Origin of the sequence: Micromonospora sp. DT63 (genome assembly GCF_049841615.1) — a bacterium.
Classification (GTDB): domain Bacteria; phylum Actinomycetota; class Actinomycetes; order Mycobacteriales; family Micromonosporaceae; genus Micromonospora.
In genome coordinates, this window is the sequence record NZ_JBNCKQ010000005.1 from 98,506 (window position 1) to 113,512 (window position 15,007).

At 74.7% G+C, this 15,007-nt stretch carries 12 protein-coding genes; 4 read left to right on the plus strand and 8 right to left on the minus strand.

The annotated features are described in order from the left end of the window. Window positions 1-18: 18 nt before the first annotated feature. Window positions 19-636, plus strand: coding sequence for a thioredoxin-like domain-containing protein (locus tag ACLQ27_RS19520; protein WP_357575112.1), 618 nt, complete (start codon window positions 19-21; stop codon window positions 634-636). Further along, on the plus strand, window positions 633-1,505 hold the full coding sequence (locus ACLQ27_RS19525; protein WP_357575113.1) for a cytochrome c biogenesis CcdA family protein: 873 nt from the start codon (window positions 633-635) through the stop codon (window positions 1,503-1,505). Before ACLQ27_RS19520 ends, ACLQ27_RS19525 begins: the two co-directional genes overlap by 4 nt. A 20-nt stretch (window positions 1,506-1,525) precedes the next feature. On the opposite strand, the gene serS is transcribed toward ACLQ27_RS19525, so the two are convergent. The 5 genes from serS to ACLQ27_RS19550 form a co-directional block, all read right to left on the minus strand. Further along, the gene (gene serS / locus ACLQ27_RS19530) at window positions 1,526-2,809 is read right to left on the minus strand and encodes a serine--tRNA ligase (protein ID WP_425867996.1); all 1,284 of its coding nucleotides are present in this window, start codon (window positions 2,807-2,809) and stop codon (window positions 1,526-1,528) included. Between the two features lie 95 nt (window positions 2,810-2,904). Continuing rightward, window positions 2,905-4,014 (minus strand): MerR family transcriptional regulator, encoded by a 1,110-nt coding sequence (locus tag ACLQ27_RS19535; RefSeq protein WP_357575115.1) that lies wholly within the window; start codon window positions 4,012-4,014, stop codon window positions 2,905-2,907. Between the two features lie 25 nt (window positions 4,015-4,039). Then, the gene (locus ACLQ27_RS19540; RefSeq protein ID WP_357575116.1) at window positions 4,040-5,245 is read right to left on the minus strand and encodes a saccharopine dehydrogenase family protein; all 1,206 of its coding nucleotides are present in this window, start codon (window positions 5,243-5,245) and stop codon (window positions 4,040-4,042) included. A 49-nt stretch (window positions 5,246-5,294) separates the two neighbouring features. Next, on the minus strand, window positions 5,295-6,443 hold the full coding sequence (locus tag ACLQ27_RS19545; protein ID WP_425867998.1) for an alcohol dehydrogenase catalytic domain-containing protein: 1,149 nt from the start codon (window positions 6,441-6,443) through the stop codon (window positions 5,295-5,297). Then, complete coding sequence (locus ACLQ27_RS19550) at window positions 6,440-6,880, minus strand: hypothetical protein (protein WP_425868318.1); 441 nt, start codon at window positions 6,878-6,880, stop codon at window positions 6,440-6,442. Before ACLQ27_RS19550 ends, ACLQ27_RS19545 begins: the two co-directional genes overlap by 4 nt. Window positions 6,881-7,024: 144 nt before the next feature. Here ACLQ27_RS19550 and ACLQ27_RS19555 point away from each other — a divergent pair, with 144 nt between their 5' ends. Further along, entirely contained in the window at window positions 7,025-9,898 is a 2,874-nt protein-coding gene (locus ACLQ27_RS19555) for a LuxR C-terminal-related transcriptional regulator (protein WP_425868000.1), read from the plus strand. Between the two features lie 32 nt (window positions 9,899-9,930). On the opposite strand, the gene ACLQ27_RS19560 is transcribed toward ACLQ27_RS19555, so the two are convergent. Genes ACLQ27_RS19560 through ACLQ27_RS19570 form a run of 3 tightly spaced genes read right to left on the minus strand, consistent with a single transcriptional unit; the run spans window position 9,931 to window position 11,720 of the window. Further along, a complete protein-coding gene (locus ACLQ27_RS19560) occupies window positions 9,931-10,479 on the minus strand; it encodes a DsbA family protein (protein WP_234589225.1) in 549 nt (182 codons plus the stop codon). After that, entirely contained in the window at window positions 10,476-10,973 is a 498-nt protein-coding gene (locus ACLQ27_RS19565) for a redoxin domain-containing protein (RefSeq protein WP_357496458.1), read from the minus strand. The genes ACLQ27_RS19560 and ACLQ27_RS19565 overlap by 4 nt, the downstream gene beginning before the upstream one ends. Window positions 10,974-11,033: 60 nt before the next feature. Beyond that, window positions 11,034-11,720: a BON domain-containing protein gene (locus ACLQ27_RS19570; protein ID WP_357496460.1), complete on the minus strand. Its 687-nt coding sequence runs from the start codon at window positions 11,718-11,720 to the stop codon at window positions 11,034-11,036. A gap of 423 nt (window positions 11,721-12,143) precedes the next feature. On the opposite strand from ACLQ27_RS19570, the gene ACLQ27_RS19575 reads away from it, so the two are divergent. Beyond that, window positions 12,144-14,879 carry a cellulose binding domain-containing protein gene (locus ACLQ27_RS19575; RefSeq protein ID WP_425868003.1) on the plus strand — a complete coding sequence of 912 codons (2,736 nt, stop codon included), beginning with the start codon at window positions 12,144-12,146 and terminating at the stop codon, window positions 14,877-14,879. Window positions 14,880-15,007: the final 128 nt, after the last annotated feature.

The following is a 15,007-nucleotide window of genomic DNA, read 5'->3' on the forward strand; positions in this document are numbered from 1 at the left end:
TGTCGAACGGAGCTGCGGATGCGCAAGCCGATCGGGTGGACAGCGGCGGCGTACCCGCCCCGCGCCGCCATCGTGGGGGCGCTCGTCGCCGCCCTGCTCGCCACGGCGTCCTGCACCGGCACGGTGCCGCCCGACGCCACCGCCGCCGGGACCCCGCCGACCCCGGCCAGCTCCGCGGCCACCCCGGCTGCCCCCGCGACCGGCGCACCGTCGGCCGCGCCGGCCCCGGTCCCGGACATCCTGCGCTTCACCGGCACCACCCTCACCGGCAGCGCGTTCGACGCGACGCGACTGGCCGGCCGGCCGGTGGTGCTCTGGTTCTGGGCGCCGTGGTGCGCCACCTGCGCCAGCCAGGCGTGGACGGTGGCCGAGATCGCGCCCCGCTACCGCGACACCGTGCCGATCGTCGGTGTCGCCGGGCTCGGCGAGCAGCGGGACATGAAGAACTTCGTCAGCGAGTTCGACCTCGGCGACATGCCGCAGATCGACGACCGCAAGGGCGTGCTCTGGAAGCGGTTCACGGTGACCGAGCAGAGCATCTTCGTGATCATCGACCGGGACGGCACCGTCGTCCATCAGGGCTTCCTGGACGGTGAGGCGCTCAGCGCCCGCGTCGCCGCCCTGGCCGGGGCGTGACCGCCCCGCTGCTGCTCGCGCTGACCGCCGGCATGCTCGGCGCGGTCAACCCGTGCGGCTTCGCGCTGCTGCCCGCGTACCTCTCGCTGTTGGTCGCCGGAGCGTCGGACGCCCGCGGCGCGGTCGGCCGCGCGCTCACCGCGGCGGCCGGGCTCACCCTGGGGTACGTGGTGGTCTTCGGCGCCTTCGGCCTGGCGCTCGCGCCGCTGGCCGGCTGGCTGCGTCCCCGGCTGCCGTGGCTGACCGTGGCGCTCGGGCTGCTGCTGGTGGTGGCCGGCTGTTGGCTGCTCGCCGGTCGGCGGCTGCCCGCGCCGGGGTGGTCCGCGCGGGCGCCCCGGCTGACGAGGTCCTGGCCGTCGATGGCGCTGTTCGGCGCGGCGTACGCGCTGGCGTCGTTGGGCTGCGCCATCGCACCGTTCCTGGCCATCGTGGTGACCAGCCTCCAGGCCGGCTCGACCGGCCGCGGGCTGGCGCTGTTCGGCGCGTACGCCCTCGGGATGGGTCTGGTGGTCGCTGTCGCCGCGCTCGGCGTGGCGCTGCTGCGCGATTCGCTGGTGGCCCGGTTGCGGGTCGCCGGCGCGCTGGTGCCCCGGCTCAGCGGCCTGGTGCTGCTGCTCGCGGGTGGGTACGTCGCCTGGTACGGCTGGTACGAGCTACGGCTGGCCGCCGGCCGCCGGGAAGCTCTCGAAGATCCGATCATCCGCGCGGCCTCGCAGGTGCAGCACGCCCTGGCCGAAACCGTCGACACGGTAGGCCCGGCGGTGCTCCTGACGACCCTGGCGGCGCTGCTGACCCTGGCAGCCCTGACCCGCCGCCGCCCTGTTGATCATGAAGTTATTGCCCCGACACGCCGAGGTGAGGGGCAATAACTTCATGATCAACGCCGGGTTCAGCGCGGGGTCAGGCGGTCTGTTCCCAGGCGGTCCTGGAGGACCTCGGGGATCAGGACGCTGCCGTCGGGCTGCTGGTTCTGCTCCAGGATGGCCGGGAAGAGCCGGCTGGTGGCCAGCGCGGAGCCGTTGAGGGTGTGCACGAAGCGGGTCTGCTTGGCGCCCGGCTCGCGGTAGCGGATGGCCGCCCGGCGGGCCTGGTAGTCGCCGGCCCAGGAGACCGACGACACCTCCTTGTACTTGCCCGTGCTCGGCATCCACACCTCGATGTCGAGGGTCTTCTTCATCGAGGCGCTCGCGTCGCCCGCCGAGAGCAGCGTCCGCTGGTAGTGCAGACCCAGCCCCTCGACCAGGCTCTCGGCGTGGGCGAGCATCTCCTCCAGTGCCGCGTCCGCCTGCTCGGGCAGGGTGAACTGGAAGATCTCCACCTTGTTGAACTGGTGCCCGCGCACCGTGCCGCGCTCGTCCGAGTGCGACCCGGCCGACTCGCGCCGGTAGCAGGGCGTGTACGCGAACGCCTTCAACGGCAGCTTCGTGGTCTCCAGGATCTCGTCCTGGTACGCGCCCAGGATCGCCGTCTCCGACGTGGGCAGCAGGAACTGCCCGCGCGGCGCGGAGTCGGAGTCCAGGTGGTAGACGTCGTCGTAGAACTTGGGGAACTGGCCGGCGGCGAAACCGGCCGAGTCGAGCAGCAGGTGCGGCGGGAGCAGGAACTCGTACCCGGCCTTGATGTGCTGGTCGACGAAGTAGTTGAGCAGCGCCCACTCCAGCCGCGCGCCGACCCCCGTGTAGATCCAGAAGCCGGAGCCGCCGAGCTTGACGCCGCGCTCGTAGTCGACCAGACCCAGCGCGCGGGACAGCTCCACGTGGTCGCGGACCTTCTCGATCGCCGGTGGCTCGCCGAAGGTCTTGACGACCCGGTTCGCCTCCTTGCCGCCGGGCAGAACGTCGTCGCTGGGCAGGTTCGGCAGCTCGCTCATCGCGTCGCGCAGCCGGGCCTGCACCTCGTCCAACTGGGACTCCAGCTCGGCGAGCTGCTTACGCTCCGCGTCGGGGGCGGTGACCTGCGGCTCGGTGCCGGCGCGCTTCGCCTGCGCGTACGCCCGGGCCTCCGCCTTGCGGCGCTGCCGGTCGGCATCGATCTCCGTGATCAGGGAACGCCGTTCCTGGTCGAGCCGCTGAATCTCGTCCAGGGCCCGATCGACCTCGGCGGGATCCAGACGCTTCGCCAGCGCGGTCGCCACCGCCTCGCGATCCTTCCGGATCAACTCCATGTCGAGCATGCTGCTCCGTACGCCTCCGTCCGGGGTTCACTGGTGAACCAACAGATGCTACCGTCGCGCACGTTTCCACCCGACTACGGGGAGCGCGACGGGTTTTACAGCCGGATCGGCATCAGCACGGAGAAGGTGTCCTCGTCGTTCGGCCGGCGCAGGGCCAGCGGGGCGATCGGCCCGTCCAGCTCCAGCACCAGCTGGGGGCCGCCGGCTGCGTCCAGCGCGTCGAGCAGATACCCGCCGTTGACCCCGAACCGCAGCCCGCGCATGGGATCGGGCGTCGGGTCGGCCGTGGACAGCTCGGCCGGGTGCAGCAGGCGCAGGCCGCCGTGGTCGTCGAGACCGAGGACGGAGACCGCCAGCGGCGTGCCGGCGTACTCGCGAGCCAGCGTGGGGGCGGCCGGGTCGCGCAGCGCCGCGCGCAGCGCCACCACGTCCACCGGGATGCGGTACGCGGCCGGCCGGGCGCCGACCGCCTCGCGCAGCAGCCGACGGTAGTCCGGGAAGTCGTACGGCAGGGCGGTGCCCGTCAGCGTCCGACCGGCCACCGTCACCGCCAGGTCGACGCCGGCCACTGTCAGCCGCACCGGCCGGGCGTCGGCGGGGTCGAGCAGCCGGCGTAGCCGGTCGACGAGGTCCACCGGCACGAGCACCCGCGCGGACGGCCCGTCGACGGCCGCGCCGGCCCGGGCCAGCGCGAGCCGGTGCCGATCGGTGGCGACCAGCCGCACACCGTCCGGCTCGACGTCGAGCAGCACGCCGGACAGCGCCGGCAGCTCCGCGTCCACGCCGACGGCGAAGCGCACCGCGTCGAGCGCGGCGGCCAGCTCGGCGGGGGAGAGCAGCAGCGTGGTCACCGTCGTGGGCGTCGGGTCGACCAGGGCCCGGAGCCGGACGATCTCGCGGCGGGCGTCGGCCAGCCCGTCGGCCAGCCGGCGCAGGTGCGCGTCGAGCAGCCGGTGCACCTCGGCCGGCTCGGCGCGGACGGCGGCGGCGATCTCGGGCACCGGCATGCCGACCCGGCGCAGCCCCGCGACCAGCCGGGCCGGGCCGATCTGCTCGTCGGTGTACCAGCGGTAGCCGGTCACCGGATCGACCAGGGCCGGCGCCAGCACACCCGCCGAGTCGTAGAAGCGCAGCGCGCTGACGGTCAGGCCGCTGGCCCGGGCCAACTCGCCGATGCTGTGCAGGTCGCTCACCACGTCGGGCATCCTGCCCCCTCGACCTGGTCGAGGGTCAAGCGGCCGGGCGTGCCCGGGTCGTCTCGTCCTGCTCGATCACCCGGAAGGTGAGCCCGGCCCGGACCAGCCGGGCCAGCAGCGCGTCACCCATCGCCGCGACCGGGGTGAGCTGGCCGGCGGTCGGCGGCAGGTCGTCGAACGCCAGGCACAGCGCCGACTCGGCGAGCATCTTCGCCGTCTCGTCGTAGCCCGGGTCGCCCCCCGCGACCTCGGTGACCACGCGCCTGCCGCCGCCGGTGCCGACGAACCGGACCCGGAACCAGGACGATGCCCGCTGCTGCGGGGTCGGGCCCTGCCCGGAGGCGAGCCGCCCGAGCAGCCAACGCCGGGTGGGCGGCACCTTCACCAGGCCGACAACCGCGCCGAGCCCCACCGCGCTGACCAGCACGGTCGGCAGTCGCTTCACGGCGGCGAAGTGCCGGTAGCGAAAGTCCGGGCCGTACTCCGGGCGGCTCGCGGCCGACCGGCGGATCACCTGCGGGTCGATGGTGGGCAGCGGCACGGTCCAGATGCCCAGCTCCGTCGAGCGGGCCAGCCGGCCCGGCACCGCCCGGACCCGGCGGTCGACCGGGCGCGGCTCGACCGCACGGCGGGCCCGGGCGGCCCGGCTGGCCTCCCCGGTCCGGGCGAACGCGGTGAGGGCGGAATGGTACGTCCCGGCGGAGAACCGGCCACCGGCGCGGACGTAGCCGTCCACGGTGATCGGGACGTCGGCGGGCAGCTGCTTGACGGTGAACCAGACGCCCAGGTCGTGCGGGATGGAGTCGAACCCGCAGGCGTGCACCAACCGGGCGCCGCTGGCGGTCGCCTCGGCGTGGTGGCGGACGTACATCAGGTCGACGAACTCCGACTCCCCGGTGATGTCCAGGTAGTCGGTGCCGGCCCGGGCGCAGGCCGCGACAAGTGGCTGCCCGTGGTGGACGTACGGGCCGACGGTGCTGGCGACCACGCGGGCGCTCTCCGCAACGGCCCGCAGCGAACCGGCGTCGGTCACGTCGGCGGTGAGCAGCGGCAGGTCGGCCAGGGCGGGGTCGATCGCGGCGAGCCGGTCGCGCACGGCGGCGAGGCGATCGGCGTTGCGCCCGGCCAGCGCCCACCGCAACCCGGGCGGCGCGTGCCGGGCAAGATACTCGGCCGTCAGCCCTCCGGTGAAGCCGGTCGCCCCGAACAGCACCACGTCGTACGCCCGCTCCCCAGCCATCCCCCGAGTCTGCCACCCGCCATCGCCCAGCGCCGATCGGCAGGCGCGGTCACGGCGTGAACACGGCCCGGACGCAGCCGTCGGCGCGGTCGGCGAACAGCGCGTACCCGCGGGGGCCGTCCTCGAGCGGCAGCCGGTGGGTGGCCAGGTGCTCGGTGCGCAGCTCGTCGCGGGCCATCCGGTGCAGCAGCATCGGCACGTCGCGCAGGTCCGGCCGGCGCGATCCCCGCAGGGTGAGCCGCTTGTCCGTCACCGCGCCCAGCGCGAACGCGTCCACGTGCCCCGGGGCCCCGCCGAGCACCACCACCACACCGTCCTTGCGGCAGGCGTGCACCGCCTCGCGCACCGCGTCCGGGCGGTCGACGTCCCGGCCGGTCAACCGATCGGCGACCGACCTGGTCGGCGGTACGCCCACCGCGACCACGCACACGTCCGGGCCGCGTCCACCGCTGCGCTCCCGCAGCTCCGCCGCGACGTCGGTGCTGCGGTAGTCCAGCGTCTCCGCCCCGGCGTGCCGCTCGGCCATCCGCAGCCGGTCGGCGTGCCTGTCGACGACGAGCACCCGGGCAGCGCCGCGCAGGGTCGCGGCGCGAGCGGTCAACTGACCCACCGCCCCGGCGCCCCACACCGCCACCACGTCGCCGGGTCGCACCTCGCCCAGCTCGGCCGCCAGCCAGCCGGTGGGCGCCGCGTCGGCGGCGAACAGCGCCCGGTCGTCGCCGACCGCGTCCGGCACCCGGAACGCGCCCACGTCGGCGTACGGCACCCGGACGTACTCGGCGTGGCCGCCCGCGAAGCCACCCGCCGCGCGGGGCCGGCCGAAACAGCCGGCGTCCGAACGCCCCAGGCCCGGATCGACGCTCGCCACGTCGGTGCCGCCGTTGTCGCAGCAGGAGTGCCGTCCCCGCCGGCAGTACCAGCAACCGCCGCACGCGACACTCGCGCCGACCACCACCCGGTCGCCGACCCGGTGTCGCCGGACCGCCGGACCGGTCTCGACGACCTCGCCCAGGAACTCCGTCCCCAGCACGTCACCGGCGCGCAGCAGCGGGTCCCGGCCGGCCAGGAGCGGCAGGTCGACGCCGCTGGTGGCGCTGCGGCGGACGCGGACGATGACGTCCCGCTCGTTGCGCAGCTCCGGGTCGGGCACCTCGCGTACCGCCAGCTCGTCGGCGGCCACCCAGCACAGCGCCCTCACCCGCGGGCCGCCCCGCGGTCCAGTGCCGAGCGGTCCGCGCGCAGCACCTCGCCGGCCTCCACGCGCTGCTTGACCTGCCGCAGGGTCCGGCGGACCAGCAGTCGCGGGTCGTCGCCGACCAGATGCGCGGCCAGACCGGTCGCCGCGACGGCCCCGGCCAGCGGGCGAGCGGCCAACTCGGTGCCCCGGTCACCGGGCGCCGGCCGTACCCGCACCTCGACCGCGCCGTCCAGGTCGCGCAACGGCTCCGGCCACCGGCCGCCGGGAAGGACCTGGTCCGGGGGCCGGTCCACCGTCACGACCTCCCACCCGGTGGCCGCGCCCCGGTAGCGGTCCGCGCCGGGCCGGCCACGCCGCAGCGGTACGCGCACCAGCCGCGCCACCCCGGCCCACGCGCCGGCGCCGAGAGCGGATCTCGCCCGCGCCAGCCGTCTGATCGGTCCCATCCGTCCTCCCGGTCCACGTCCCGTGATCATCGGTCGCGGCCGGGTGAAGCGGGCTCGCCCGGAAGGGGTGAACAGGTTCGGGCCGGGTAACCGCTCGCCGACCGGGGGTGGAGCGCGTCGTGGGGGTGGGGCCGGGTGCCGGAGCAGCAGGATCACGCGCGAGTCGGCACGGCGCCGCAACGCCGGGGGGAGCAGCCGCCGCTGCTGGCGTCGCGGCTGACCCCGACCGTGCCGCCCGAGCCGGTGGTGGCCCGGCCCCGCCTGCTGCGCCGGCTCGACGAGGGGGGTGCCGGCCCGGTCACCCTGGTCGCCGCGCCCGCCGGCTGGGGCAAGACCACACTGCTCGCCTCCTGGGTCCGGTTGGCCGACCCCGGGTCGACGTCCGGGCCGGCGTGGGTGTCGGTGGAGACCGGCGACGACGGCGACCGGCTCTGGGCGTACCTGGCGGCGGCGTTGCGCACGGCCACCGGGGCGGCGGACGACGACCTGGTGACGCCGCTGCCCACCGGCCCGCCGCGCCCGGACCAGCTGGAGCTGCTGGCGGCCGGGCTCGCGGCGGCGGAGCAGCCCGTCCTGCTGGTCCTGGACGATCTGCACCGGATCACCGACCCGGCGGCGCTGACCGGGCTGGAGTTCCTGCTGCGGCACTCCGAGCAGCGGCTGCACCTGGTGGTCGGTGCGCGGGCCGGGCTGCCGCTGGCCCTGCACCGGCTGCGCCTCGCCGGTGAGCTGACCGAGATCGGCCCACAGGAGCTGGCCTTCACCGACGACGAGGTGGCCGACCTGCTGACCGCGCACGGCGCACCACTGCCGGCGGCGGCGGTGCGCCGGCTACGCGAACGCACCGGGGGTTGGCCGGCGGCGCTGCGGATCGCCGCGCTGGCGTTGCGCGGGCAACCCGACCCCGAGCGCTGGGTGGGGCAGTTCGGCGGCGACCAACCGGAGATCGCCGGCTATCTGCACGAGGAGGTGCTGGCCGCCGTCGACCCGGCCGACCGGGACCTGCTGCGCCGTACGGCCCTCGCCGAGACGGTCTGCGCCGATCTGGCCGAGGCGCTGACCGGCCGCGCGGACGCCGGGCAGGCGCTGGCCGACCTGGCCGGGGCCGGTGGCCTGCTGCACCCCGAGGGCACCCGCCCGCCCTGGTACCGCTGTGACCCGCTGCTCGCCGACCTGCTCCGCGCCGAGCTGGCCCGGATGCCCGCTGACGAGGTGCGGGAGCTGCACGCGCGAGCGGCCGACTGGTACGCCGGCGCGGGCCGCCCGGCCGACGGGTTGCGGCACGCCCTCGCCGGTGGCCGGTGGGACCTGGCCGGCGACCTGTTCGTCGCACACTGGCCGGAGCTGACCCGCTACGACAGCGACCCGGTGGGCGGGTCGCTGTCGTCGTCCCCGCCGTCCCCGCCGCCGGAGGTGGTGCACGCCGATCCGGAGGTGGCTCTGGCCTGTGCCGCCGAGCGCGCGTACGCCGGTGACCTGCCCGCCGCGACCGACCACCTGCGCAGGGCCGCCGGGCAGGCCGGCGCGCTACCCGTGCCGCGGCGGGACCGGTTCCTGCGGCTGGCCACCGCGCTGGAGCTGACCCTGGCCCGGCTCGCCGGTGACCTCCCGCAGGCGCGTGCCGCCGCCGCCCGGCTGCTGCGTACCCGCCCGACCGACAGCCCACCGGTCGGGGTGCCGGATCGCCAGGCGGTCGGGCAGGACGGCCGGGCGGCTCGGGTGCCCGAGCCGTTGTCGACCCGCCCGTCGGACGCCGACGACGCGGACCTGCGGGCCTTCACGGGCACCGCGCTGGGTCTCGTCGAGCTGTCGGCCGGCGCGCTGCCCGACGGGCGGTTCGTCCGCGCCCGGGCGGCGGCCCGGGAGGCGGGTCGGCCGCGTACCGAGCTGGTCGCCGCCAGCCGCTCCGCGCTCCTGCTCGCCGTGCGCGGTGACCTGGGCGCGGCCGAGGCGGCGGCCCGCGACGCGTTGGGCATGCCGCTCTGTCGAGGCTGGTCCTGCCGGCTCGACTGCGGCTACGCGTACCTGGCGCTGGCGGTGGTGGCCCTGCACCGCGACCAGCCCGAGGAAGCTGTCGCGAACCTCACGCTCGCCGCCCCGGCCACCGGCGTGGCGGGCACGGCGGGCCCGGCGGGAGCGGCCGGTGGGGTCGGCCTCGCCGAGGCCGGTACGTCCGACCGGTCGGGGTCGAGCGCGGAGCCGGTGGCGGCGGCGGTCTTCGCGTGGTGTCGCGCGGCGCTCGACCGGGACGCCGGCGACCCGGCGGCCGCCCAGCGGCTGCTCGCCCGCGCCCGGGAGGCGCTGCCCGACGAGCCGGCCGCCGCCGAACTGTCCGGCCTGCTCCGGGCGGCCGAGGTCGAGACCCGGGCCGAGCGGGGTGACCTGGACAGCGCCCGCGACCTGCTGGCCGATGTGACCGGCGAGGCGGCCACCCCGGCGCTCGACGTCGCGCTGGCCCGGCTGGAGCTGCGCGCCGGGGACCTCGGCGCCGCCGGGCGGGCGTTGCCGGGCTGGCAGGCGCCGCCGGCCGCCGACTGGCCCCTTCCGGTACGCCTGGACGCCGGCCTGCTGGAGGCGGTGCTCGCCGACCGGGCCGGGGACGCACGCCGGGCCGGACGCGTCCTGGAGCAGGTGCTGGACCTGGCCGGCCCGCAGGGCTGCCGCCGGGCGTTCACCCGGGCCCAACCGTCGGTGCGGGACCTGCTGGCCGCCCACCTGGATGCCGGCACCGCGCACTTCTCGCTGGTCAGCGATCTCGTCCGGGGCGTCGAGGAGAGCACACCCCGGCCGGCGGCCGAGCCGGGTGGACTGCTCGACGAGCCGCTCACCGAGCGGGAGTTGACCATCCTGCGCTACCTGCAGAGCATCCTGTCCAACGTGGAGATCGCCGCCGAGCTGTCGTTGTCGATCAACACGGTGAAGACCCACGTGCGCAACATCTACCGCAAGCTCGGCGCGACCCGCCGGCGCGAGGCGGTCCGGCGGGCGCGCGAGCTGCGGCTGATCTGAGCGGCCGGGCAGCCGCCCGGACCGGCGTCACGTCAGGCGTTCGCCGCCGCGTCCACGGCGGCCAGCAGGTCGGGCAGGTCGTACCCACCGTCGTGCCGGACGTCGTTGACGAAGAGCGTCGGCGTGCCGTTGACACCGCTGCGGATACCGCCGACGAAGTCCCGACGGACCCGGTCGGCGTACGCCCCGCGCTCCACCTCGGCGTTCAGCTCGTCCGTGGGCAGGCCGAGCTGCTCGACGCCGAGCGAGAGGTGCACGGGGTCCAACTGGTCCTGGTGTTCGTACAGCCAGTCGTGCATCTCCCAGAACTTGCCCCGCGACGCGGCGGCCTCCGCCGTCTCAGCGGCCCGTTCGGCGTACGGGTGGACGTTGGCGATCGGGAAGTAGCGGTAGATCAGCCGTACCGTGTCGGCGCGCTGGCGCAGCAACTCGTGCAGGTTCGGGTACGCGGCACCGCAGAACCGGCACTGGAAGTCGCCGTACTCGATGATCGTCACCGGGGCGTTGGACGGCCCGCGGACGTGGTCCTCGATGGTCACCGGCTCCCGGAGCCGGGCGGTGACCTGAAGTGGCGTGGTCATCCGGCCATCACCTTCCGATCGCGGGCGAGGTTGTCCAGGGCGTCGAAGATCCCGTCCGCGCCCGGGTTGACGTCGGGTGCCGACAGGTAGCTCCACGCCACAGTCCCGGCCTGGTCGAGCACCACCAGCGCCCGGGCCGCCTCACCCTGCGGGGTGTACGCGCCGTACCGGCGGGCCACCTCGCCCTTGGGCTCGAAGTCGGACAGCAGCGGGAAGGCGATGCCCCTGCTCTCGGCGAACGCCCGGTGCGACCAGATGCTGTCCACCGAGATGCCGAGCACCATCGCCTGGTACTGGTCGAACACCGGTGCCGCCGCCTGGTAGAGCGACATCTGGTCCCCGCAGACGGGGCTCCAGTCGGCGGGGTAGAAGACGAGCACGACCGGGCGACCCCGGAACTGCTCGGGGCCGGTCTGGCGCCCGTCCGGAGTGCTCGCCAGGGTGAAGCCGGGCGCGGGGCGCCCGGGTTGGATCAGCCCGTTCGGATCACTCATGCACCCAGCCTGCCGGCGGGGCGGGTGAGGCCGGCTCACCCGCCCCGGGTGGTTGCGCGCTCAGCGCAGGACCGGTGCGACAGCGATGTGGTTCTGAACCTCCCGGATGCCCGGTGCGGACCAGGCCACCTGCTCCACCTCGGCGCGTTCGGGCATGGAATGCACCAGTCCGGCGAGCACCGCCGTGTCGCCGTGCACCCGGACGGTGATCCGCTCGGCCTCGGTGGCGCCGGCCCGGGCCAGCGCGTCCACGATCTGATCGGCAACGTTCACGCCGTCCGGCGGCGCGTTCGGCCGGACGGTGACGCCGTTGCTGACCCCCCGTACGCCGGTGAGCCGGCAGACCGCCCGTTCGGCGGCCCGGCGCTGGTACTCCCACTCGACCTCGCCGTGCAGCGTCACCCAGCCGGCCGAGACGGTGACCTGGAGCTTCTCGATGGGCACGAACGCGTCCCACTCCAAGGCGTGGCCCGCCGCGGCGGCCAGGTCCGGGTCGGCACGCTCGTCGCCGCCGGGCAGCTGCACGGTCAGATCGTTCGCGACCGCCCGTACTCCGACGACCCGGTGCGCGGCCCGTTCCCCGGCCCACTTCTTCGCGTAGCTGTCCACCCGCCCGGTCAACGTGACGACGCCCTCGGCGACGGTGACGCCGATCTCGTGCGGCTGCACCCGGGGTTCCCAGGTCAACTCGTCGAGTACGGCGGACTGGATGTCCTGGTCGGTCCGCGTGATCGTCGCGACGGCCATCGGGCCCTCCCTCCGCTGCGTGCGCTGGCTGGCGGACCGGGTGACGGCCGTGGCCGGCAGGCCCGCCGGGGTCCGATCGTGCCGGCCACCGGGGTGAGCGGACCTCACCCGATCCGGACGACGGACCGGCCGGACCTGCCCGTGCCGCGCGTCGACCGGGCACCGCCGTCGATGATGGGAGCGCTTCCATAGCGGCGTCGAATCGGTTAGGGTGAGTGCGTTCCTCGATCGCGGGAGCCTCGCGTCGGGTGGTTGGAGCCAGGGCAAGCTCCGATCCGTCCCCCCGCGTCGTCGTCCGTCCCCCGGGCCACGGCGCACCACCTCCGGTCGATCCTTCCCCGCGTCGTCGCCCGTCCCCCGAGCCGCGACGTCACACTGGTCGATCCCGTCTCCCGGGTCTCCACCCCCGGAGAGGAACCACAGATGCCCAGATCACTGGCCGGCGCTCTCGTGTCGGCGTTGGCGGTCGCCACGGCCGTCGTGGCGGTCCCCATCACCGCCGCGGGCTCTGCCGCGGCCCCGGCCGCCGCCGAGGCGTACACCTGGCGCAACGTCCCGGTCGGCGGCGGCGGCTTCGTGCCCGGCATCGTCTTCAACCCCACCGAGAAGAACCTGATCTACGCGCGGACGGACATCGGCGGGGCCTACCGCTGGGAGCAGTCCAGCCAGTCGTGGACGCCGCTGCTCGACTGGGTCGGCGCGGACCGCTGGGGCTACAACGGCGTCGTCAGCATCGCCACCGACCCGGTGCAGACCAACCGGGTGTACGCGGCCGTCGGCATGTACACCAACGGCTGGGACCCGAACAACGGCGCGATCCTGCGCTCGTCCGACAAGGGCGCCACCTGGCAGATCACCGAGTTGCCGTTCAAGAACGGTGGCAACATGCCGGGCCGGGGCATGGGGGAGCGGCTGGCCGTCGACCCCAACCGGAACAACATCGTCTACTACGGCGCCGAGGGCGGCAACGGGCTGTGGCGCAGCACCGACTACGGGGCCACGTGGGCCCGGGTCACCGCCTTCCCGAACGCCGGCAACTACCGGGCCGACCCCAGTGACCCGAACGGCTACAACGGGCAGAACCAGGGCCTCACCTGGGTCAGCTTCGACAAGAGCACAGGCACCGCCGGGTCCACCACCCAGACGATCTACGTGGGCGTGGCGGACAAGGAGAATCCCGTCTACCGCAGCACCGACGGCGGTGTGACCTGGACGCGTATCCCCGGGCAACCCACCGGCTACCTGGCGCACAAGGGTGTCGTCGACCCGGTCGGCGGTCACCTCTACATCGCCACCAGCGACACCGGCGGCCCGTACGACGGCGGCAAGGGCGACGTCTGGAAGTTCACCCGCTCGACCGGTGCCTGGACGCGGATCAGCCCGATTCCCTCCACGAGCGGCGACGACTACTTCGGCTACAGCGGTCTGACCATCGACCGGCAGCACCCGAACACGCTGATGGTGGCCACCCAGGTCTCCTGGTGGCCGGACGCGATCTTCTTCCGCAGCACCGACGGCGGGGCGAGCTGGACCCGGATCTGGGACTTCACCAGCTACCCGCAGCGGTCCAAGCGCTACACCATGGACATCAGCTCGGTGCCCTGGCTGACCTTCGGCACCAACCCGGCGCCTCCGGAGGAGACGCCCAAGCTCGGCTGGATGAACGAGTCGGTCGAGATCGACCCGCACGACTCCAACCGGATGATGTACGGCACCGGCGCCACCATCTACGGCACCACGGACCTCACCAAGTGGGACACCGGCGGTCAGCTCACCCTCCGGCCGATGGTCCGGGGCCTGGAGGAGACCGCAGTCCTCGACCTGATCAGCCCGCCCAGCGGGGCGCCACTGATCAGCGCGCTCGGCGACGTCGGCGGGTTCCGACACACCGACCTCGACACCATCCCGTCAATGCTCTTCACCCAGCCAGTCTTCACGAGCACCACCAGCCTGGACTACGCCGAGAGCAAGCCGGCCGTGCTGGTCCGTGCCGGCAACTTCACCGACGCGGACCGTCCCAACGACAGCCACGTCGCCTTCTCCACCGACGGCGGCGCGACCTGGTTCCAGGGCACCGAGCCGTCCGGCGTCAACACCGGCGGCACGGTCGCGGCGGCGGCCGACGGCAGCCGGTTCGTCTGGTCGCCCGGCGACGCCGGCCAGCGCGTCGTCTACTCCGTCGGCTTCGGCAACTCGTGGTCGCCGTCCACCGGCATCCCCGCCAACGCGATCATTGAGTCCGACCGGGTCGACAGCAACCGGTTCTACGGCTTCAGCGGCGGGCGGGTCTACCTGAGCACCAACGGCGGCGCGACCTTCACCGCCACGGCGGCGACCGGGTTGCCCACCACCGACGTACGGTTCAAGGCGCTGCCCGGTCGGACGGGTGAGCTGTGGCTGGCCGGGCCGGGTGGGCTGTGGCGCTCCACCGACTCCGGTGCCAGCTTCACCAAGCTGGGCGGTGTCAGCGCCTCCGGCAACGTCGGCTTCGGCAAGGCGGCCCCCGGCCGGACCAACCCCGCCGTCTTCCTCTACGGCACCGTGGACGGTCAGGCCGGCGTGCACCGCTCCGACGACGGCGGAACGACCTGGGTCCGCATCAACGACGACCGCCACCAGTACGGCAACCCGACCGAGGCGCTGACCGGCGACCCCCGCGTCTACGGCCGCGTCTACCTCGGCACCAACGGTCGCGGCATCCTGGTCGCCGACCGCACCGGCGGCACGCCGACCACCCCGCCTCCGACGACGCCGCCTCCGACGACGCCGCCTCCGACCACGCCGCCTCCGACCACGCCGCCTCCGACCACGCCGCCTCCGACCACGCCGCCTCCGACCACGCCGCCCCCGGCTGGGGGATGTGCGGCGGCCTACCGGGTGACCGGCTCCTGGTCGGGTGGATTCCAGGCGGAAGTGGTGGTCAGCAACCCGGGCACCCGGCCCATCGCCGGCTGGACGCTGGGCTGGACCTTCCCCAACGGCCAGCAGATCAGTCAGCTCTGGGGCGGCACCCACACCCAGACCGGGGCGGTCGTCTCGGTCGTGGACAGCGGCTGGAACGGCGCGCTCGGCGCCGGCGCCAGCACCACGATCGGTTTCCTCGCTTCCTGGACCGGCAGCAACGCGCCACCGGCCACCGTGAGCTGCTCGAGTCGCTGACCCGGTGGCCCGGCGTCGTCCGGGCCACCCGAGAACACCGGTCCGCCGGGGCTGCCTGAGGGGTCCGGCACCCCGGCGGACCGGCCCGATCCCGATCGTCGAGCCACCGAGCGGGCAATGCGAACGGG